Source organism: Priestia sp. RMT2NF4, assembly GCF_047872835.1.
Classification (GTDB): domain Bacteria; phylum Bacillota; class Bacilli; order Bacillales; family Bacillaceae_H; genus Priestia; species Priestia zanthoxyli.
Map to the genome: position 1 here is coordinate 1,565,680 of NZ_JBLQZO010000001.1, position 18,861 is coordinate 1,584,540.

Below are 18,861 nucleotides of genomic sequence, written 5' to 3' on the forward strand. Positions count from 1 at the left end.
GCGTTTATTTTGTTTATTTAAGGGAATTTACTTACTAACAATCATTGTTTCTATATTTCATAAAAAGCACGACTATATATATAAGGAGTGAAGATGATGTATTTTTACGCGTTAGCACAAGGAACAGATTCTGGAGACCCAGTAACACTGCATCATGAGAAGCAGTTTTCGAAAAAAGAATTTCTAGCGATGTTTAACGAAGCATTAGATGAGTTGGATACGCATCCATCTCCAAGCGCTGTCGGTGAATACCTTTGCCGTGCATACGGATTTCAAGAAATTGAAATCGAGACGGGTGTTGTCTGCTACTGCGCTCCGTTTAGAAAGCTAGACGACTCAGATATTATAGAAGACCGTACGTACATGGACGCCACAACAGGGACACTAAAATACAACTAAATAGAAAACGAAAGGTTGGATGCGTGTGAAGACCGTCCAGAACATTTATCGAACGAGTGAAGCTGTACCAGAATCGGGCGCTTACATTTGTGCGGAAGGTGAAATTAAACTTTTTCAAAAAGATGATCTTTTTACACCTTGCCCGCACACACGTGAATCAACGACGTGGAAGCCTGTAGATGATGCCTTTTCAACCGGAGAATTGGTTCCACAAACCGGTCGCTATACCGACGAAAACGGCAATCAAGTAAAGCTAAAAGAAAACGATTTATTCCCAAGATGCCTTCGTTCAGGTGAGCCTACGACGTGGAGGCGAGGATAACAAACAACAAAGAGGCTGAGACAAAAATAGTTTAGCCAAAGTGAAAAACGAACCATTAATCAACATGTTTGATGAGTGGTTCGTTTTTTGTGATGGTGAATATAGTTTAATCTATTTTGTTCCTTCTAGCAGTTGATTGGAGGGCAAGGCGAAGACTCCTGCGGGAAAAGCGGAACAGATGAGATCCCGCAGGAGCGCAAGCGACGAGGAGGCTCAGCGGCCGCCCGCGTTTGCACGGAAATCAACTGCGGTGTCATAAGCAGTCCAGCTCATGTATCTCCTTTGTTCGCCTTTAGATTGGATTCATTTCGTTATGTCTCAACCTCTTTTATTAAAGCTTATTTAAAAAATGAGTTCTTTTTTCTTCCTTTTAAGAGATCGCCCGTCCATCCTTTCATTCGTAAATAGAGATAAATGGCAATGGTCGAAAGAACGATTAAAATGAGTGCATAGATATAGCCAAACTTCCAATCAAGCTCCGGCATCCCTTTAAAGTTCATTCCCCAAAGGGCTCCAAAAGCCGTTAAAGGCGTACTGATGGCTGTCAGCAGCGTTAAAGCTTTCATAATCTCATTTCCTCGATGAGTCGACACAACTTCTTCTAATTTAATTAACGCGTCAAATTCTTTTTGATATTGTTCAATTAGCGTTAAGCCGATTTCGATTTTTTTGCACATTCGCTGATATTGAATCGTTTGGTTAATTTTTTTATGAAACGCTTCTTCGATTCCCATTGTGACTTCTCGAACAGAACTGATTAAATTTGTCCATATAAGCAGGTCATAACGCGCTTTATGAATTTCATCTAACACGTCGATGTTATTATTATGGCGCACTTCCCACAGAAGCTCTCTGAAATGACTTTCAAACTGATCAAATCCATTTAAGTGCTTTTTCATAATTTCACCTAAAAGAATAAAAAAACTTTCCGCCGTATTAGCAGACTGCTTCATGCGTTCAATCATTCGTTCATGGTTGGTTTGTTCGAGGATTTTTAAATCAAGTCCCGCGGTTATAATAAACTCCTCGGTAATATAAAAGTGAAACGAATCGTAATCCCTTTGATCAAATGACTTCTTATGATAAATGAGTGAACCATAAATCAGCTCACTTTCTCCTACTACATCTACTTGAATGTGATTAGAGTTTTTCTTTTGCAGCTGATGGCAAAACCATTCATCTCGTGGGTACTGATAGTCTTTAAGGACATCAGCTATTCCATCTGCTTCTTCTACATCAAACTGATACCATTTCCACTGATCGCTCGTCACGGTATTCATACTTTCCCTCTTTCCCCTTTTATTAGGATTTTTCCCTATATCCAATCAATTAAAACCTCGCACATTAAATAAACATACATTTCATATACATCTTTATTTCAAAAGTGCTATAATAATAGATACACTGCGCGTATGCGCGATGCTTCATCAGTTTGAGAGGAGAATAACAGTGAAGAAAGATATCGCTTTACGTTCTTATCTGCTAGAAAGTGCACCAACTATGACGGAAGAATGGTATGAATCTTTGGATAAAACATCTTCTGAAGGCGTTTATATCTCTAATGACCCTGATGTCATTCAACGGTTAAAAGCGCAAAACTATGAATTTCATTTATATATCAGCAACATCTTTATAGAAGAAGAAAAGAGCTTTTTTGACTCTTTTAACACGTGGCTAAATAAAGTTTCTAAAGATCAACACCATCTCCAAACTCCCATTCAGTGTATTATTAAAGAGTTTATGAACGTCCGTAAACAATATTGTGATTATATTCGTCAGTTTGCAGAACTTCATCATGACGTGACTCAACAGCATATCGATAAGTGGAACGAAAAAGTAGTAAGAGTATTTGATATTATTATCTTAAAATTCATTACAGAAGCTCAAAATTATGCGTCAAGTCGTCTTCGTTCTCAGCAGGAAATGATTCACGAACTAAGTTCACCTGTTATTGTGATTAAAAAAGACGTGGCTCTTTTGCCATTAGTTGGTGATATTGACACGACAAGAGCTAAAATGATTCTAGAAAGCACGTTAAAACAGTGTACAGAAAAGCAAATTGCTCATTTGTATATTGATTTATCAGGCGTTGTAATGATTGATACAATGGTCGCACACGAGCTATTCCAGCTGATAGATGCACTTGATTTAATCGGCGTCAAATCGATTCTATCAGGTATCCGCCCTGAATTGGCCACTACTGCGATGCAGCTTGGACTAAAATTTGACCGTATACGGATTAAATCGAATCTTGCTCAAGCATTAGAAGATGATTCAAAAATTGTCATTGCTTCTAATGCTCATTAATATAGAAACACAGATAAAAAAACAGCCCGAGAAGGCTGTTTTTTATTTTCGATGATGAATGTTTTCAGAACCCGATTCATCTTTTGTTTTCGTTTTATTTTTCTCTTCTTTTTGTTCAAGTCTTATATCTTCCATTGGCATAGGATCCACTGTTTCTTCTTCTTTGAAACGTTCAAACAACGTTTCGTCTTGATCTGTTACACGCTGCTCCGTTTCATCTCGTTTTTTTGGTGCATTTGAAATAGATCTTTTCTGGCGCTCTCCCATCGTTTTCTCCTCCTTTATAATAGGTGAAGCAATTATGTGTTCATGAAATCTCCGCCGTTGACATGAAGCGTTTGACCCGTCATATAAGATGAATCATTTGAAGCTAGCAGCACATAACAGCCCACGTGCTCCACAGGGTGTCCAGGTCTGCCCATCGGTGTGTCTGTACCGAATTCTCCTACTTTATCGCCTGAGAAAGTAGACGGAATAAGCGGTGTCCAGATTGGTCCCGGCGCTACGCCGTTCACACGAATACCGTCTTTGACAAGCGCTTGCGCCATACTGCGCGTAAAGCCGTTAATTGCACCTTTTGTCGCCGTATAATCGATCAGCTGAGGATTCCCGCGGTAAGGATTAATGGACGTTGTATTAATGATGGCACTGCCTTTTCCTAAATAATCAAGCGCTTTTTTCGTAAAATAAAAGTATGAATAAAAGTTCGTTTTGAACGTTCGTTCAAGCTGTTCACTCGTAATTTCTTTAATGCTTTCTTTTGGATGCTGCTCTCCGGCATTGTTCACAAGGATATCAAGCTTTCCAAGCTCACTCACCGTTTTTTCTACCGCTTCGTTACAGAATGATTCGTCTCCTACGTCTCCTGCAATCAGCAAGCATCTTACACCTTCTTCTTCAATGCGGACTTTTGTTTCCTCGGCGTCGCTATGTTCGTTTAAGTAAACGATGGCTACGTCCGCTCCTTCTTTCGCATAAGCAATGGATACAGCTCGTCCAATTCCGCTGTCTCCCCCGGTAACCAGCGCTACTTTTCCTTTTAATTTTCCTGTACCAATGTAATTGTCATCCTCATAAATAGGGAGAGGATTCATCTCACTTTCGATACCCGGCTGGCGGTCTTGCGTTTGCTCGGGCTGGCCTTGTGTTTGTTGATCTTGTAAATTCATTTTAATCTCCTCCTATTTTTGATGGAACTTTTTAGTATAGTCTAGGTTTAGCCTTCTGTTTTGAAGTTCAAACATCTTTTTTTGAAAATTTATGATGTTTCTATTCTCTTTTACTATCTGAGAAAATTCATAGAAAACAAGTTTAAAGTTGGAAACAAAGGCTACATGATGAGTAGAAGATGTATTTCGGAAATATCTTTTATCAGGAGGTTTGGTTCGTGTATGAAACACATTCAAGTAGCAGAAAACCAAGAGGAGGCAGTCTGCGTCATCCGTTCTTTTTTAAAGAGAGGATTTACAAGCAAAGAGATTTATCTGCTGGCCTACGATAAAGAACGGGCTCAGCATTTAACGGAGGCAACACATACAAAAAAGTACAGAATGGCAGAGCAAGGTATTTTTGAAACAGTGGTCAATATGCTTCTTTCAAGAGAAGATGAGCTTCTTTCAAAGATGGCTTCACTCGGCTTATCTAACAGGGAGGCAAACCGGTATATAGAAGAGATGAGACAAGGTCATGTCGTGGTTGTTGGCGCACAGAGTCAATCCATTCCCTACTAAAACAGCTGAAACGTTTTCTATTAGCGTATAAGGGTATTTAGTAAAATAAACCATTTTTTATCAAGAAAGGAAGTTATGATAATGTTAAACTATTTGGGCATTCAGATAGGCTCTCTTTACTTTCCTACTAGTATTCTTCTTATTACACTTCTTGTATTAGCCGGCTTTTTTATTTATTTCTTTTCTAGAAGAAGAAAAAACCGACAGCAGTCACGTGATCATAATGAAAAAGCGTGAAGCCAAGCTCCACGCTTTTTCATTATTTACGGGATTCTTTTTGCAAAGGCGATTTTTCAATGGAACGCGTAAACCGGTAAACATCAAGCTCTTGCCCTACCTCTGAAGGCAAATAACCAAACGTTGTGAAGCTGTCCACAGATTCTGGCTCAAGCGATAGAGACAATAAATTGTTTTGCGGCTGAGACGTTAAAAAGACGTAGCTTCCTCTTGGGAACGTCACCGTTTTTGACTTGACGATTGTTTGCACGTCCACATTTGGTTTATTTTCGTAGACTTCATTTTCAATGCGGCTGCTGACATTATACGCTTCTACTGAAAGAGCCGTTTCTTTCGTTAACTTGAAGCCTTTTACGCCTTGTCCCTGCAGTTTTTCTGCTAACTCTTCATGTCCCGGTTTTAAAAGGTAAGCAGTCGGACGTTCGCGGACAAGCGTCGGCGTTGCTTTCTTTGCACTGTAGTACGTCACAGGAATTTCTTTAACAGACGCGCTTTCTACATCGACCATTTCTAACGTAGAGTTTGGTATTTTTTTATTTTCACTGTTCACCACAATTGGATCATGATCATTTGCATTTTTTCCTTTTTTGACAAGCGCCGCTTTTTCTTTGGCAATCAGCGCTTTAATTTGTTTGGCGTGATTGGCTGTTTGTGTAATCAGCTTTTCTTGTGTAGCAATTTGCGCACTCACTCGCCGCGGAAAATCTTCTCGGCCAATGCCGATTCCTCTGCTTTCGACTAAAAATGAAAACGATGGATACAAGCCTAGTGAGTTTCGCCCGATTCGCGGTTCAACTGAGCCTTCTTCTACTTCCAGCTGTCCTTGTTTATTCACTTGAGACGTATAGTATACTTCTCCTGAATATCCTTGCTTTTCAATGGCTGTAAGCGTACTGTTCACAAACAGCTCATCCGACACGTCGCGAATGTTCTGCGGAATATTTAAGTTTCGACCGGACTGCAGTAAAATATCATGATACTTCCACACGCCTTCTTTACCGATATTTTTAAATCCGCTGCTGTAAGGCGTATATTCATGAGCGTCGATGACGACTTCTGGTGAAAAACGGTTAAATTCAGCTCGTACGCTCTGTACTTCCGGACTTTCAAGCTTTATGTAATCGCGGTTTCCGTCTAAATTATTTGCTAGCTGACGTTTAAATGCATAAGATCCGTCAGGATTAATGCGCGGCACAATGACAATGTTGACTTTATTTAACACATCTTTTCCAAAGTCTTGTGTCAAACGCGTTGCAACGGCGAGTACGGATTCACCGCTTGCCGGTTCATTACCATGAATTTGACTTTGAAGCCAAATCGTTGGCTTTTTAGATGTCTTTCCATCAGCAAACTTCTTTTCCTTTGAAAAATATAGAGCCGGAATGTCTCGCCCTTGCTGTGATTTACCGATAATCTTCAGCTTTACGTACGGACTTTTATGAGCAAGCGTTTGGACATAGCTCATCATTTCTTCTTGAGTCGTAAATGCGTCTTGCCCTTTCATAAATGCCGGCGTTGCTTCATTCACCTTTATTTCCGGATAAAGCGCTTTAATTTTTTCCGGCTGACTGTAGTCTTTTCCGTAGTAAGGCATCTCAGCTTGTACCGCAAGCGGCGACAGCAATAATCCAATTGACAAAATCGCCGGCACGGCCGTTCGTTTTACAGTTTTTTTCATTCATTTACTCCTCCCCATCCCCTTGATTAGACATTTTAAATTTTTTAAATATTTAAAATGTTACATAAATAATTATACCGTTTAAGGAAATAACTTCAAGATAAGGGAGCTGAACCTTTTTGACTATTTTTAATGTATCAAATGAGTGCATTTATATAAAAAAGGATTGAGACATAGCAGAATCAATTCAATCTGAAGACAAATAATCTGGATTAACAATTCGGACTTCTTGTTCAACCTAACAAAAAAAGAACCACTAATCAAACATGTTGATCAATGGTTCATTTTTCACTTCGGCTAAAATACATTTGGTCCAGCCTCTCTTTTATGTATGAACTGCTATAAACTTTAGCCCTTCATTGAACCCGCACTGTCCGTAATTTAGCTGCCCATACTCCATGCAGCTATCGATCATTTCTTTACAGATTCTAACGTCTCTAAATCATATCGACCAATTTCTTTGTTATTTCTTGTAATGACGAGCTTTCCATGCCTCGCAACTTTTTGGAGTTTTTTTAATTCCTGATCGGACGGAGCCATAGGCATTTCTTTGTTTTTAACAGTCGCCCCCAGATCGTAGTGCACATCGACTTTTCCTTTTTTCATATAGTCAAACTCTTCAATTCCCATCCCTGTACCAAACTGCTCATGCCACTCATCAAATACATTAACGCCTACTGTATTGATAGATGCTTTCTTTAAATCTTCATTCGGTATAATTTTAGCTTCTATTTCGTCTTTATCATTTTGATAGAATTTACGCTTGCCTTGCTGCTTCATTTTAAACTCGTAATACAGCGCTTTTGGTTTTACGTCGACCATTTTTCCTTTGCTATCTTGTATACCAACTTTTCCAATTAAATCAGCATCATCCGTTATCTTGACTTTCACTTTTTGAATGCTATAGCCGCTCTCTTCTTTGCTAGCAGAGTTTGAGCACGCTACCAATGACATTGCCAAAAAAGCACTCAATGTGCCCACCATAATTTTTTTCACTTCACCACTCCTTAAGGATTAATATACCATAAAAGGAATTTAAATGGATGTTTCTCAGTCGATTTTGTAAATAAGTAAAGAGGCAACAACCTATTGATTTAAGTTTCCTTATCAACTCTATAGAAACATAAAGAAACTCTCTCCATCAGGAAAGAGCTACTCGATCACAAAATCCGCTTCTGCTTTTACCACTCCGTTTACAATAACAGAAAGCGTATGCTTACCATTATAATGTTTTCGTGTACTTAAATCTTTAAACCCATGCTTTTTTGTGACTGTCAGCGCTTGGCCTGCTTTTGCTTGAACATTTTTTAGCATAAACACTTTTTGAGTGCGGTTTCCTTTTGCTTTTACGTAATGAATTCCATACTCTATGCGAAGCGGCATGTTTTTTTCCACCGATAACTCAAAGGAAAAGTCAATGCTATCACCAATCGCAATGACATGCGGCTGTAAGCCAAGACCTGTGACAATTACGCCTGGGTCATCTCCATAGCCAAAAAGAGACAGAGCTTCAGAATCTCCTTTTTTCAGCAGTGAACGGCACGCGTGTTTAACAATCCAGTCGGTTTTAGCGTCTTTTCCGTACCAGCTTTTCATCACATCAAGCATCCAATCTTTTTCTATATACGAAATATCGTTTAAATGATTGGCTACGCTTTTGCGGACATAGAGCGATTCATCGCGTTTTAACTGTTCTAAAATCGGCAGCGTTTGTTTTGGATCCTGCTTTAACGCAGGTACTGATTGTCCCCACGGAAGTCTAGGTCGGCTCCCTTCGCTTGCTAATCTGCGAATATGATGGTTTTCATCTCCTGCCCACTCAATCATTTGCTGGAGCATTCGTTTTTGATCTTGAATTAAAAACGGACGCACCCCAAATTCTGATGTGGAAAACGGTGTAAAAAACGCGAGTGCTTTTATGGAAGCTTCCCAAGCGTTTAATCCGTATAGTTCAACGTAATCTGGAAAAATCGTGCCTTGAAGTCCTCCTACCGTTGGAGCCGCTTTATATAAAATATGAAGTGCTTCTTCATAATCCGCCGGCAGCACTTCATGCATGGAAAGCGTAATTCTTCTCATGCGCTCTTTCAGCCCTAAGTCTTTCCAGTCCTGTTGAAAAACCAGCTCATGAAATGCTTTTTGATCAAATGAACTCATTTCACGTGAAAAAGCGTCGCTCAAGTGCGTAATCAACTCTTCATTAAATACGCTTTTACGTAACTCTTCAGCCATACCTATCCCTCTTTTCCAGGCAGTATTTTATCTTCCTTTGAATAAAGCGCCCGCTCGTACATGCCCTTTTTAAAAATTTGCATAAACAGCTGTTTGTTTTTGACTTCTTTGAATCCGTACTGACTGTACAAACCGTGAGCATCTTTTGTCGCTAGTAAAATTTTTCGTACGTGTTGAATCGGCTGATAGCGAATCATTTCTTGTACCAATGCTTTTCCAAGGCCGTTGCCTCGCACGTGCGGAAGAATAAACACATCTGCCAAGTAAGCAAACGTCGCAAAATCTGAAATAATCCGTCCAAACCCTACTTGTTTATCGCACTCATCATAGACGCCAAAACAAACGGAATGTTCAATAGATGTTTGAACAAGATGAAACGGAATTCCTTTTGCCCAGTATGATTCATGATGAAGGTACGAGTAGATAACATCTATATCAAGCTTTTCTTTATCTGTATGTATGGTAAACTGATGATTTTCTTTCATGCTGTATCCTCCTTGCTTCTCTATCATAGCACAAATGTTCGCCATAGAAAAAAGCCTTTTATAGAGAAAAGGCTTTTTTCGTTAGTATGATATTTTTTTAGAAACGGAAGGATTTTTTCGATAGCGTCTTCCGACTAAGTAAATAAGCGGACTGCCAATAATCGTCGGCAAAAACCAATAAAAAAGAGGCGGAAGCATATTTAACAGCGGAATACTGTCTCCAATATTCACAAGCAGCGCGGTAACCGCTCCGATATAAGACCCCAGCATCCCGCGAATATGATGCTGAAGCCAGCTCTTCCATTTTTGCTTGCGTGCTAAGTACCCGTATACCGCTAATCCGTATGAAAACACCGCAATATAAAATAAATAGGCAATTTCATTCCATTTCCAAATCGCTAACATGATAGCTGTAGCGGCTAGGGCTGCGTAAACACCGTGGTACACTTCTCCCCATTTGGTATGCCCTCCTTTTTTCTTAGCCGCTAGCATGGACACCGCTCCTGAAAGCAAACAAATCATTCCGAGTCCAATATGGATACTCAATATAACTTCAAATAAATCCAATACGCTCTCTCCTTTTACGTACTTCTCTCTTATATCTTCGGCTAGCGCACTTAGTTTTTAACAAAATATCCCTATTTCCTTTCCAACTCTTTACTTACATGATGCATATGCTTCACGTTAAAAAGCGCATACTAGCTGTAGAAAAGGAGGCGGATAGGCAGTGGAAAAAACTCGAATTAGCGGATGGCAGCTGTTTGTGTTAATTACGCTCTTTGAGATTGGCAGCGCCTTTTTGGTCGGCTTAGCAATGGACGCTAAGCAAGATGCTTGGATTGCTATTTTAGTTGGTATGATCAGCAGCTATGCACTTATTTTTATGTATTATCGCTTGCACCGCTATTATCCGGATTTAGCCCTGACGGAGTATATCGAAAAAATTATTGGAAAAGTGCCGGGACGCATACTTGCTTTTCTTTACATATTATATTTTGCGAATGGAGCCGCGCGGGTGCTGCGCGATTTTGGCGCGATGCTTCTTACGTTCGTCTATCCCGATACGCCGCTTTTTATAGTGAACGCTTTACTGATGCTCGGAATTATCTATACCGTTCGCCAAGGAATTGAAGTAATGGCACGTTCGGCGGAACTGCTGTTTTTCTTCATTTACGTACTCGCCGTTGCTGGCTTTATTCTTATCTTTGTTTCCGGCCTCATTGATTTTACAAGCCTGCGGCCGATTCTTGAAAAAGGCATCGCTCCGGTGCTTCGCGTTGCCTACAGCCAAACGCTTTATTTTCCTTTTGGTGAAGTGATTGTATTTGCAATGATTTTCCCGTATACAAAAAATGTGAAAAAGACCGCTCTGATTGTATTCAGCGCAATCACATTAAACGGTATTAATCTTATGATCACAATGATTGTGAATATAGGTGTGCTGGGCGTTACCTTAACATCGAGGTCTGCTTTTCCGCTTTTAAGCACCGTTCAAAGCATTCAATTTGCAGGGTTTTTAGAGCGGCTTGATGTATTTTTTATGGTGGCTTTAATCACTGGCGGCTTCTTTAAAATCGGTCTGTTTTTCTACGCCACCGTGCTGGGCCTTTCTCACGTGTTTGAGCTTAAAAACCCGTCACCGCTTGTATTTCCAATCGGCTTGGTCATTTTGTTTTATTCATTGTCTCTTGCTCAAAACTATTTCGAACATGTCTATGAAGGTTTAAAGATTATTCCGTTCACTTTACATCTTCCGTTTCAAATTGTCATTCCTGCTTTTTTACTCGTGATCGCCTTTTTAAGAAATCGAAAAAAAGTACAGTCCGTCACTGTGAAAAAGACCGCAGAAAATTCGTAGTATGTCCATTTCTCTATTGGATTTAATCTCCTAAAATTATACAATATAGTCAAGAAGCCAAAAGGAGAACCAATATGATTGGATTAATTCTTTCTATTTTAGTATTTAACGTTCTTGCTTTTAAAACAAACAAGCGCTTCACAGCAAATCAAATTGTACACATTTGGATGTTCACCATTGCTGCTCAGCACATCTTTGACGTCTTTATTAATTTCAAATTTCACGGCTACTGGTATTTTACACAAGAGACGGACTGGCAAGGTATTTTTGCTTATACTGTTCTCATTCCGCCTGTAAACATGCTTTTTCTTACCTATTATCCCCTTGCCGGGAAACTCACAAAAAAAGCCGCCTATATTTTATTTTGGTCGGTTGCTGTTTTACTTTATGAAGTAGTGGCTCTTCTCCCTGCTCCTTGGGGTTATTTTCACTACGGATGGTGGACGTGGTGGTATTCGCTCCTCTTAAATCCACTGTTGTTTTGGATGGTGGTGCAGTATTACCGGTGGGTGTGTAAAATTGAAAAAAGAGCGATCACTTAAAAATAGAATAGCCTTTGGACAAGCACATCATCATTTTCAGCACGCGCAATAAAACGAATGTCTGCTTCTCCGCTGGCTATTCCCTTTTTATTTAAAAGCGTCTTTGGACAAGGAAACTTGCTTTTCTTTTCCAACTAACGACACAAGAAATCCTGCTATTCCAGCTATACATAGAACCACCAATAGACCAGTAGTACCTACTAACAAGCTCACCGCAGCTGACGCTAACATTCCTCCGATATAACGAAAAGTGGAATAAATGCCCGATGCAGTCCCTGATTGCTCTTTTTTGACAGATTGAATATTCATAGCCTGCATAGATGAAACACCGATTCCTGCTCCCACTCCTCCTACTAATAAAGATACAATGGTATAAGAAATGGATGCATTCGCTAAGTGGAAATAAAGCATCGCCGCAAGCAGTGAAATAAGAAACGATAATCGGATCGGATGTTCTTTCCCTACCTTTTCCGCTAACAATCCTCCTATCCAAGAAGAAATAGACATGGCTAATGAAAAAAAGAAAAGAAGCAAACCAATTAAACGAATATCATACTGCTTCTCTAGCAAAAGCGGAACAAACAAAATAGTACTATACATCATAAAATTGCTGCATAGAATAGAAAGATTTGAAGAAAAAAAGGGACGAACCTTAAAAAGCTTAAAATCAATCAGCGGCTCTTGGACTTTGCGTTCTTGCACAATGAAAAGAACGATAGACGCTATGCATATAAAAATAGTCCAAGCATTAAACAAATCACGGTGCGTCAGCATTAGCGTAAAGCTCGTCATGCTTACTCCAAGCAATAAAGCGCCCACTATATCCAGCATTTTTGCTTTTTGTTTTACGTTAGACGGCACGTATATAAATGAACAAATCAGCGATAGCACAGCAAAAGGAACGTTAAACCAAAAAATCGACGTCCATCCAAGATACTTGATTAAAAAAGCACCTAATACAGGCCCTACAGCTGCTCCTAGCCCCATTGATAATCCAAATAACCCAAGCGTTCTTCCGAGCTTTTCTTTTGGTAAACTGTGTCTCATAATCGCTGTTGCATTAGGAGTAGCTAGTGCGCCTCCTAATGCTTGCAGCGTTCGAAAAACGGTGAGCGAAAGTAAGTTATATGAAAACACACAGGCGGCAGATCCCACTAGAAAAATAATCATTCCAGCTACGAACATCGTTTTATTTCCATATAAATCCCCAAGTTTCCCCGCAATGGGCTGAGCAACTGCCATCACAATTAAATAAATAGTTACCACTACTGATACATGTACGATGGAAAGATGAAGCGCTTTGGCAATAGACGGTAAGCCTACCGCAATCATAGTGGAATTAACGGGAATTAAAAAAGTTCCCGTTAAAATAGAAAAGATAATCAAAGACGGCTTACTGCTGTTCAATCGTCACCACTCCGTTAGTTCCGTCTACGGTAACAACATCTCCGTCTTTTAGTAGATCCACGGCTACTTTTGTGCCAAGAACCGCTGGAAGTTTATATTCACGAGCCACTGTTCCTGCATGAGATAAAATTCCTCCTGCATTGGTTACAATCGCGCCAGCAAGCGAAAATAACGTGGTCCAAGCAGGTGCTGTTGTTTCACACACAAGAACATCTCCTTGTTTAAGCTTAGAAAATTGACTTGGATCTGAAATGATTTTTACCACTCCCGTATAAACACCTCTTGAAGCGGCACTTCCTTTAAAGATCTTTTGCGTTTCATCTACTTCTGGAGGCCCCATTTTTCCGAATACCCGCTCCAATAAAGGATCTTCTCCTGTTTGAGGAGGCGTTCCATAAGCAGGCGGCGTTTTTTTATGACGATTTTCTTTAAACTCCTGCTTTCTATTGGCGATAAGTTCATGAGATGCCACGGGTTTTTTTAATACTTCCAGCAATTCATCGTAATAAAAATGAAAAATATCTTGAGGCTGATGAATCACTTGGTGATCAGCTAAAAGAGTTCCTACATTCAGCAAAAAAAGTCTTGCTGTAGCAGGCAGCATCGCATCGATATAAAAATGATGATCTTCGTCCAACCCCCATGCGTCCAAAGCCCATCCATAAAACAGCTTAAACTGCTCTTTTTCTTCGCACTCCGGCATGTTTGCGAGTACATCACGATAGCTTTCTTCTCTCTTTTTTACGACGTCTTCATAATTTTTCTTGAAGTCGTAATCTTTACGCACATAGCCAGCAATAATCGATAGCGCATGTAAAGGATTTTCTACCCACGTCTCATCAATAAACTCGTGCGAATTTGCAGAACGATAGCCATACTCATTTAAAAAGCTTTGCAGATTCTTTAAAAATTCTCTGCCTTCAGCTGTGCCTAATAGATTTGCTTCTATTTCTTCTGACCTTTGTTCCGTAAAAGCTTGTTTTAACGGGCCGGAACGCTTTACCGTGTCAGTTAGTTCCCACAGTGCTTGATCACTTTCAAGTGACTTGTTCATCACGCCTTCCAGCAGATCATATACGTAAGCGGTATTCGCGTCCCCGGTCAAGTTTCCATATAGCTCTTCTAAAATCATTCCTAAATCACTTCTTGGCATGACAATTTCAAAGTGAAGCTGCCAAGCTTTTTTATAAAAATCATGCAGCTCTTTTACTTTTTTTCCTGCTTCTTTTAAAGATAAAGGACGTTCTGCATTTCTTTTGACTTCCGTATAAAAAGGTAAAAACACCTCATTAACGTACTCGTATAATCTAGGTTTAAGTCGAGGCAACAGCGGCTTCACTGCTTCTTGGTGCTCCTTTAAGCGATCATTTACGTCACCAGGAAACGGGATATTTTGCTGATACATTTTTCCATCAGCTAATTTCACTACAAATTGAGCAATAGGCAGTTTTAACGTTTCAAAACCTTGCTTTGTCCCATACGTCATTGCCGGAAGCTGAAAAGAAGCGTATAAAGGGCTTAGTGCATGTGCGATATGTAAATTATCTTGTACCCAAAACCCCGTTTGTTTTTCTTCCTCACTTAAAAATAGGTCGTTTTGAAATGCAGATAATACGTTCATTTGATTTCCCCTTTCCTTTTCATTATGTAGTAACCGGTCTTACTTGAAGCAGATAAATATCTTCATTTTTTATGGCAAATTCAATGTCTACAGCGTACTGACAATACTCCTCTACTTGGTTCGTTAGACGAAGCAGCTGTAGTGCTGTTTCATCTGATATAGAAAATTCATTTTTTTCTTTATTCGTTGTCATCGCTTTTGTTATTCCTGTAAAACCTGACACTAACTTATATTCTTTTAATCCTAGTTCTTTCATTATATTCTTTGTCTGTTTATGAATAATAAATAAATCCGGCGTAACACCACCTGATACGATTCCTTCTCCTAAGCCGTACGCCACGTTAATGACCACTTCATCTTCACTTTCTGTAATAGGATTTACGCTAAAAATTACTCCCGATACATCGGCTTCAACCATTCCTTGTACAAGGACACCCATCTGGGGATTAGAAAGCGCAATTTCCTTATCTTCGGCATACGCTTGAACCACGGATGAAAAGTAAGAAGCCCAGCATCTTTTTATACTTGTCAAAAGTTCTTCTCTGTTTCTTACGTTTAATATCGTTTCATACTGTCCGGCAAAAGACGCATTTTCCAAATCTTCAAGTGCGGAAGAAGATCTTACGGCTACGGCTTTTATACCAGCACCTTGAACGTTAGCATACGAAGAAACAATTTCTTTTTGCAGAGCTGCAGAAAACGTGCCGCTTTGAATCTTCTTTTCTATGACGCTGCTATCTTCTGCTTTTATTTCTATTTGGTTAAATGTTAAAAAGGAAAGTAATGCGTGAGATGTTAAAACAAATCCTTTAGGGATATGAGAAACGTGCTGAATCATTTTTGAAAGATTGTAAGCTTTTGAACCTACTGCTTGTAGTTCTGCATAACATGCTTTTTCTAAAGAGACGATATGCAATTACTTCACCTCCTTTCATTTATGTCAAAAGATCATCAAATACAGCGATAAAATTCCACTTAAATCCATGGTGAAGTTTTATAAAATTAACCTAATTTTAAATATCTTTACAAAAAAATCACAAACCACATTCACTAGAATATGATTTGTGATCTTTTTTATAACTAACACATTTGAAATTCGTATTGTTTTGACAAATTAAACTGTATCTCTATCCTTCTTCTCCCTCACGAACTCCACCACAGGCCCGACAATAATACAAATCCCTGCGATAATCAGCCAGCCAAACGCCAGATACGTCCAACCTTTAAAAAAGGAAAGCGTATATTGATAGCCCGTTAAAAACATCACGCCTGGAAACAAGAGGACAAATAAGAATGTAAGTCCCAGCGCCCAGCGCGTACATAGCTTTGCGTCTTTATTTAACTGTTGTTGTGGATCCATACGCCACTTCCTCCCTTAATGGTTCATCTCCATGTTCATCAAAGCTTTTGAATTTGTCTTTTAGTTCATCAAAGTCAAATTCTTTTTTAGCAAGCAAGCCGTGTCCAATTGATATGACCCCACTGATGATAAAAACGGTAGAATTTCCAATAAGCATTGGATACAGTCCGCCAAGGGCTTCCACATTAATGTGACCATTAATCACGTAAGCAGATGTGTTCCATGCGATAACGCCTCCGATCATTCCTAACAGCGCGCCGTAAAATGCACCTGTGTTCGTCGCTTTTTTCCACATCAGTCCAAGCGTGACGGGAATAACGGCTCCGCTGACGAAAATACCCATGGCCATATACACAAACCCAAGGCTAATTCCTAAGTAAAACAGTAAAATGGAAAACACGCCCATCGCCAGCCCAAAGCCAAGCGTCACTTTTCGCGACGTGCTTAAGATTTTTTTACTGCTTGCTTTCGGGTTGATAGAACGCAGGTAAATGTCCGTTACGATAATATTCGTGATCGCCGTTAATTCAGCCGCTCCTGTCGACATTACTGCCATAAACAGCATCGTTAAAAACAAAATAGAACCTAGATTTCCAAGCACGTGTGACGCCATAACGGGTGCAATGGAATCTGGTGAATCAACCGCAATTCCAAGACCAGCGGCACTTACGCCAAGGAAAGTGGCAACGGCAAAGGGAATCGAAAACCAGGCAATTCCGCCGTAAATATACGCTTTTGAAGCAGCGCTGTTTTTACTTGCGATGGCACGCTGCCAGTAAGCTTGATCCACAAAGACCGTACCGAAGTTCCCGATAATATTAATCATCCCAAACAAAAGGCCCGGCACCGATGCCATCGTAAGCATATGCTGTGACGAAGGCAGATTTTTCAGCCCTTCGTACACGCTTGTTACGCCGAACTTATAATAGACGGCAGCAGCAAAAATAAATAAAATAATGAAAATAAAAACAGTGTTAAAATAATCAGCAACAAATGAGGCTTTTAAACCGCCAATCATGGTGTAGATGGTAAACGTAAGAGGAATTAAAAAAGCGGCAACAAAAATATTCATCCCAGTAAGAGAGTTTAAAGCAATGGCTCCTCCTAAAATAACCATGGCGGTCACAATAATATTTGTCATAAGAGCAAAGCCAAGCATTAAACGATGATTTTTCACGTCGAAACGCTGTGCAATAAATTCTAAAAACGTATGAGCGTTCGGTGCTTTTTTCTTCAGGTTAATCGCTACAATGGCAAACAGCAAAATTTGAATGCTTGCTCCCGCTGCGTACCAATACGGTCCGCTAATGCCGTACTGATACCCTGTGGAAGAAGACATCATTAACGTAGCGGCCCATGTCCACGCGGCGATAATGGATGCACTCGCCAGCCCAACGCCTACATTTCTTCCGGCTGTACTGAACTGCTCAGCCGTCATTTCCTTTCCTTGACGGCGCTGCATCATAATTGTAACGGCCGTAAATCCTCCTCCAAAAATCAGTAAAATCAAATATCCGACGCTTGATGAAAGCATCTTATCCCTCCTCTTTCTATAAATGTAAGATTTACTAACATAAATATGTAAATAAAAGTAACATTTGTTAATAAAATACCACGTCGTAAAATTATTAACAATACTGTATTTTCTGATTATTAAAGAGTATAATTAGATATTTTCTCCTTTCACACACAAAAAAGCCGGCACATTTGCACCGGCTTAAGCATAAATTTTCGTTTTCATCGTGTGCTATTTCCTCACATGAATGGTCTGAGTAATAAAAAACGACAGCCACTCGGGCTGTCGTTTTTTTATTATTGAGATACCATTACTTTTTGGCGAACGTGCTCTAAGTGATCACGAACCGCTTCTGCTGCTTCTTCTGGCTCTCCATTTTTAATCGCTTCAAAAATGCGTTCATGGTCAGCATCCGTTTGCTTGCGATTTTCTTTTTGGCTTTTATTTAACGAATAAGCAAGCGCTTTTCGATATAAATGCCCTAAATCTTCTACGGCATGAAGAAGGAATGAATTATGAGCTGCTTTCACGATATCATGGTGAAAACGATAGTCTGCTTCATGTCCAATTTCTTCACTGTTATGAACCGTCTTTTTAAATGCTTCTAACGATTCTTTAATTTCAATCAGTTCTTCATCTGTGCGGCGCAGCGCGGCTAAGCTTGCTGCCTGCGACTCAATGATAATACGCATTTCAATTAATTCAAGAACCTGATCTGCTTCAACCATTTCAAACGTCATTGGATCAAGCATGCCCACTAAGTTTACACGCTTTACGTAGCTTCCTCCGCCTTGTCGTGATTCAATCAATCCGCTTGCAGAAAGAACGCTTAGCGCTTCACGGATCGGTGCGCGGCTCACTCCAAACATTTTTGACAGTTCATGTTCCGACGGTAAACGAGACTCTGGCGGGAACGTTTTCTCTTTAATCATCTTCTTTAATTGATCAAGCACTTGACTAGATACTTTTTTACGCTCAATAGGTACAAACATACTTCTATTCCTCCTCCAAGTAATTATCTCTCTCTCTTTTTTTAGTGTTCATCGGACCCAGATTAACTATGTGTATTCCGATTTATGTAAACGCTTCAATCTTTGTATTACAAGTATACATTATTTCAATTCAAATGTGTTGATAAAATTTTACTATTATTGTTATTATACCATG

At 39.7% G+C, this 18,861-nt stretch carries 22 protein-coding genes; 7 read left to right on the top strand and 15 right to left on the bottom strand.

Going from position 1 to position 18,861, the window contains the following annotated elements:
- Positions 1–93: 93 nt before the first annotated feature.
- Positions 94–399: a hypothetical protein gene (locus ACMX9J_RS08400; protein ID WP_230624686.1), complete on the top strand. Its 306-nt coding sequence runs from the start codon at positions 94–96 to the stop codon at positions 397–399.
- Between the two features lie 19 nt (positions 400–418).
- Entirely contained in the window at positions 419–721 is a 303-nt protein-coding gene (locus tag ACMX9J_RS08405) for a hypothetical protein (RefSeq protein WP_016764991.1), read from the top strand.
- Between the two features lie 125 nt (positions 722–846).
- On the opposite strand, the gene ACMX9J_RS08410 is transcribed toward ACMX9J_RS08405, so the two are convergent.
- Both ACMX9J_RS08410 and ACMX9J_RS08415 read right to left on the bottom strand, forming a co-directional pair.
- A complete protein-coding gene (locus ACMX9J_RS08410) occupies positions 847–978 on the bottom strand; it encodes a hypothetical protein (RefSeq protein WP_260506417.1) in 132 nt (43 codons plus the stop codon).
- Positions 979–1,059: 81 nt separating this feature from the next.
- Positions 1,060–2,001: a magnesium transporter CorA family protein gene (locus ACMX9J_RS08415; protein ID WP_416225634.1), complete on the bottom strand. Its 942-nt coding sequence runs from the start codon at positions 1,999–2,001 to the stop codon at positions 1,060–1,062.
- 169 nt (positions 2,002–2,170) lie between these two features.
- Between ACMX9J_RS08415 and ACMX9J_RS08420 the strand changes: the two genes are divergently transcribed.
- The gene (locus tag ACMX9J_RS08420; RefSeq protein WP_416225635.1) at positions 2,171–3,028 is read left to right on the top strand and encodes an STAS domain-containing protein; all 858 of its coding nucleotides are present in this window, start codon (positions 2,171–2,173) and stop codon (positions 3,026–3,028) included.
- A 42-nt stretch (positions 3,029–3,070) separates the two neighbouring features.
- On the opposite strand, the gene ACMX9J_RS08425 is transcribed toward ACMX9J_RS08420, so the two are convergent.
- Both ACMX9J_RS08425 and ACMX9J_RS08430 read right to left on the bottom strand, forming a co-directional pair.
- Complete coding sequence (locus tag ACMX9J_RS08425; protein ID WP_029323273.1) at positions 3,071–3,295, bottom strand: hypothetical protein; 225 nt, start codon at positions 3,293–3,295, stop codon at positions 3,071–3,073.
- Between the two features lie 32 nt (positions 3,296–3,327).
- A complete protein-coding gene (locus ACMX9J_RS08430) occupies positions 3,328–4,197 on the bottom strand; it encodes an SDR family oxidoreductase (protein WP_416225636.1) in 870 nt (289 codons plus the stop codon).
- Positions 4,198–4,419: 222 nt separating this feature from the next.
- Here ACMX9J_RS08430 and ACMX9J_RS08435 point away from each other — a divergent pair, with 222 nt between their 5' ends.
- Together ACMX9J_RS08435 and ACMX9J_RS08440 are read left to right on the top strand one after the other, a co-directional pair.
- Positions 4,420–4,758 carry a general stress protein gene (locus tag ACMX9J_RS08435; protein ID WP_416225637.1) on the top strand — a complete coding sequence of 113 codons (339 nt, stop codon included), beginning with the start codon at positions 4,420–4,422 and terminating at the stop codon, positions 4,756–4,758.
- An 81-nt stretch (positions 4,759–4,839) separates the two neighbouring features.
- Entirely contained in the window at positions 4,840–4,995 is a 156-nt protein-coding gene (locus tag ACMX9J_RS08440; protein ID WP_141483553.1) for an intracellular growth attenuator family protein, read from the top strand.
- A gap of 22 nt (positions 4,996–5,017) precedes the next feature.
- On the opposite strand, the gene ACMX9J_RS08445 is transcribed toward ACMX9J_RS08440, so the two are convergent.
- The 5 genes from ACMX9J_RS08445 to ACMX9J_RS08465 all read right to left on the bottom strand — a co-directional run bounded on the left by ACMX9J_RS08445 (position 5,018) and on the right by ACMX9J_RS08465 (position 9,957).
- On the bottom strand, positions 5,018–6,673 hold the full coding sequence (locus ACMX9J_RS08445) for a M14 family metallopeptidase (RefSeq protein ID WP_416225638.1): 1,656 nt from the start codon (positions 6,671–6,673) through the stop codon (positions 5,018–5,020).
- A gap of 411 nt (positions 6,674–7,084) precedes the next feature.
- Complete coding sequence (locus tag ACMX9J_RS08450; protein ID WP_416225639.1) at positions 7,085–7,669, bottom strand: hypothetical protein; 585 nt, start codon at positions 7,667–7,669, stop codon at positions 7,085–7,087.
- A gap of 156 nt (positions 7,670–7,825) precedes the next feature.
- A complete protein-coding gene (locus tag ACMX9J_RS08455; protein WP_416225640.1) occupies positions 7,826–8,905 on the bottom strand; it encodes a DNA alkylation repair protein in 1,080 nt (359 codons plus the stop codon).
- A 2-nt stretch (positions 8,906–8,907) separates the two neighbouring features.
- Positions 8,908–9,390 carry a GNAT family N-acetyltransferase gene (locus ACMX9J_RS08460; RefSeq protein WP_416225641.1) on the bottom strand — a complete coding sequence of 161 codons (483 nt, stop codon included), beginning with the start codon at positions 9,388–9,390 and terminating at the stop codon, positions 8,908–8,910.
- Positions 9,391–9,471: 81 nt separating this feature from the next.
- Entirely contained in the window at positions 9,472–9,957 is a 486-nt protein-coding gene (locus tag ACMX9J_RS08465; protein ID WP_047750315.1) for a hypothetical protein, read from the bottom strand.
- Positions 9,958–10,117: 160 nt separating this feature from the next.
- Here ACMX9J_RS08465 and ACMX9J_RS08470 point away from each other — a divergent pair, with 160 nt between their 5' ends.
- On the top strand, positions 10,118–11,248 hold the full coding sequence (locus ACMX9J_RS08470) for a GerAB/ArcD/ProY family transporter (protein WP_416225642.1): 1,131 nt from the start codon (positions 10,118–10,120) through the stop codon (positions 11,246–11,248).
- A gap of 74 nt (positions 11,249–11,322) precedes the next feature.
- Positions 11,323–11,790, top strand: coding sequence for a hypothetical protein (locus tag ACMX9J_RS08475; protein WP_063247484.1), 468 nt, complete (start codon positions 11,323–11,325; stop codon positions 11,788–11,790).
- A gap of 87 nt (positions 11,791–11,877) precedes the next feature.
- Here the strand turns inward: ACMX9J_RS08475 and ACMX9J_RS08480 are convergent, their stop codons facing one another.
- From ACMX9J_RS08480 to ACMX9J_RS08505, 6 genes are all read right to left on the bottom strand, one after another.
- Positions 11,878–13,197, bottom strand: a complete 1,320-nt coding sequence (locus tag ACMX9J_RS08480) for an MFS transporter (RefSeq protein ID WP_416225643.1) — start codon at positions 13,195–13,197, stop codon at positions 11,878–11,880.
- Entirely contained in the window at positions 13,184–14,818 is a 1,635-nt protein-coding gene (locus tag ACMX9J_RS08485) for a PEP-utilizing enzyme (RefSeq protein ID WP_155007809.1), read from the bottom strand. The genes ACMX9J_RS08480 and ACMX9J_RS08485 overlap by 14 nt, the downstream gene beginning before the upstream one ends.
- Before the next feature lie 22 nt (positions 14,819–14,840).
- Positions 14,841–15,734 carry a PEP/pyruvate-binding domain-containing protein gene (locus ACMX9J_RS08490; RefSeq protein ID WP_416225644.1) on the bottom strand — a complete coding sequence of 298 codons (894 nt, stop codon included), beginning with the start codon at positions 15,732–15,734 and terminating at the stop codon, positions 14,841–14,843.
- A gap of 198 nt (positions 15,735–15,932) precedes the next feature.
- Entirely contained in the window at positions 15,933–16,178 is a 246-nt protein-coding gene (locus tag ACMX9J_RS08495) for a hypothetical protein (RefSeq protein ID WP_034264415.1), read from the bottom strand.
- Positions 16,153–17,712: a sodium:solute symporter family protein gene (locus ACMX9J_RS08500; RefSeq protein ID WP_154991918.1), complete on the bottom strand. Its 1,560-nt coding sequence runs from the start codon at positions 17,710–17,712 to the stop codon at positions 16,153–16,155. Before ACMX9J_RS08500 ends, ACMX9J_RS08495 begins: the two co-directional genes overlap by 26 nt.
- A gap of 278 nt (positions 17,713–17,990) precedes the next feature.
- On the bottom strand, positions 17,991–18,686 hold the full coding sequence (locus ACMX9J_RS08505; RefSeq protein ID WP_013058211.1) for a FadR/GntR family transcriptional regulator: 696 nt from the start codon (positions 18,684–18,686) through the stop codon (positions 17,991–17,993).
- Positions 18,687–18,861: the final 175 nt, after the last annotated feature.

Excerpts from the sequence above, each read along its gene's own strand:
- ACMX9J_RS08475 (WP_063247484.1), top strand. The coding sequence starts at position 11,323 with ATGATTGGATTAATTCTTTCTATTTTAGTATTTAACGTTCTTGCTTTT.
- ACMX9J_RS08425 (WP_029323273.1), bottom strand. The coding sequence starts at position 3,295 with ATGGGAGAGCGCCAGAAAAGATCTATTTCAAATGCACCAAAAAAACGA.
- ACMX9J_RS08400 (WP_230624686.1), top strand. The coding sequence starts at position 94 with ATGATGTATTTTTACGCGTTAGCACAAGGAACAGATTCTGGAGACCCA.
- ACMX9J_RS08445 (WP_416225638.1), bottom strand. The coding sequence starts at position 6,673 with ATGAAAAAAACTGTAAAACGAACGGCCGTGCCGGCGATTTTGTCAATT.
- ACMX9J_RS08440 (WP_141483553.1), top strand. The coding sequence starts at position 4,840 with ATGTTAAACTATTTGGGCATTCAGATAGGCTCTCTTTACTTTCCTACT.
- ACMX9J_RS08495 (WP_034264415.1), bottom strand. The coding sequence starts at position 16,178 with ATGGATCCACAACAACAGTTAAATAAAGACGCAAAGCTATGTACGCGC.
- ACMX9J_RS08405 (WP_016764991.1), top strand. The coding sequence starts at position 419 with ATGCGTGTGAAGACCGTCCAGAACATTTATCGAACGAGTGAAGCTGTA.
- ACMX9J_RS08435 (WP_416225637.1), top strand. The coding sequence starts at position 4,420 with ATGAAACACATTCAAGTAGCAGAAAACCAAGAGGAGGCAGTCTGCGTC.
- ACMX9J_RS08410 (WP_260506417.1), bottom strand. The coding sequence starts at position 978 with ATGACACCGCAGTTGATTTCCGTGCAAACGCGGGCGGCCGCTGAGCCT.
- ACMX9J_RS08430 (WP_416225636.1), bottom strand. The coding sequence starts at position 4,197 with ATGAATTTACAAGATCAACAAACACAAGGCCAGCCCGAGCAAACGCAA.
- ACMX9J_RS08505 (WP_013058211.1), bottom strand. The coding sequence starts at position 18,686 with ATGTTTGTACCTATTGAGCGTAAAAAAGTATCTAGTCAAGTGCTTGAT.
- ACMX9J_RS08455 (WP_416225640.1), bottom strand. The coding sequence starts at position 8,905 with ATGGCTGAAGAGTTACGTAAAAGCGTATTTAATGAAGAGTTGATTACG.
- ACMX9J_RS08460 (WP_416225641.1), bottom strand. The coding sequence starts at position 9,390 with ATGAAAGAAAATCATCAGTTTACCATACATACAGATAAAGAAAAGCTT.
- ACMX9J_RS08485 (WP_155007809.1), bottom strand. The coding sequence starts at position 14,818 with ATGAACGTATTATCTGCATTTCAAAACGACCTATTTTTAAGTGAGGAA.
- ACMX9J_RS08500 (WP_154991918.1), bottom strand. The coding sequence starts at position 17,712 with ATGCTTTCATCAAGCGTCGGATATTTGATTTTACTGATTTTTGGAGGA.
- ACMX9J_RS08415 (WP_416225634.1), bottom strand. The coding sequence starts at position 2,001 with ATGAATACCGTGACGAGCGATCAGTGGAAATGGTATCAGTTTGATGTA.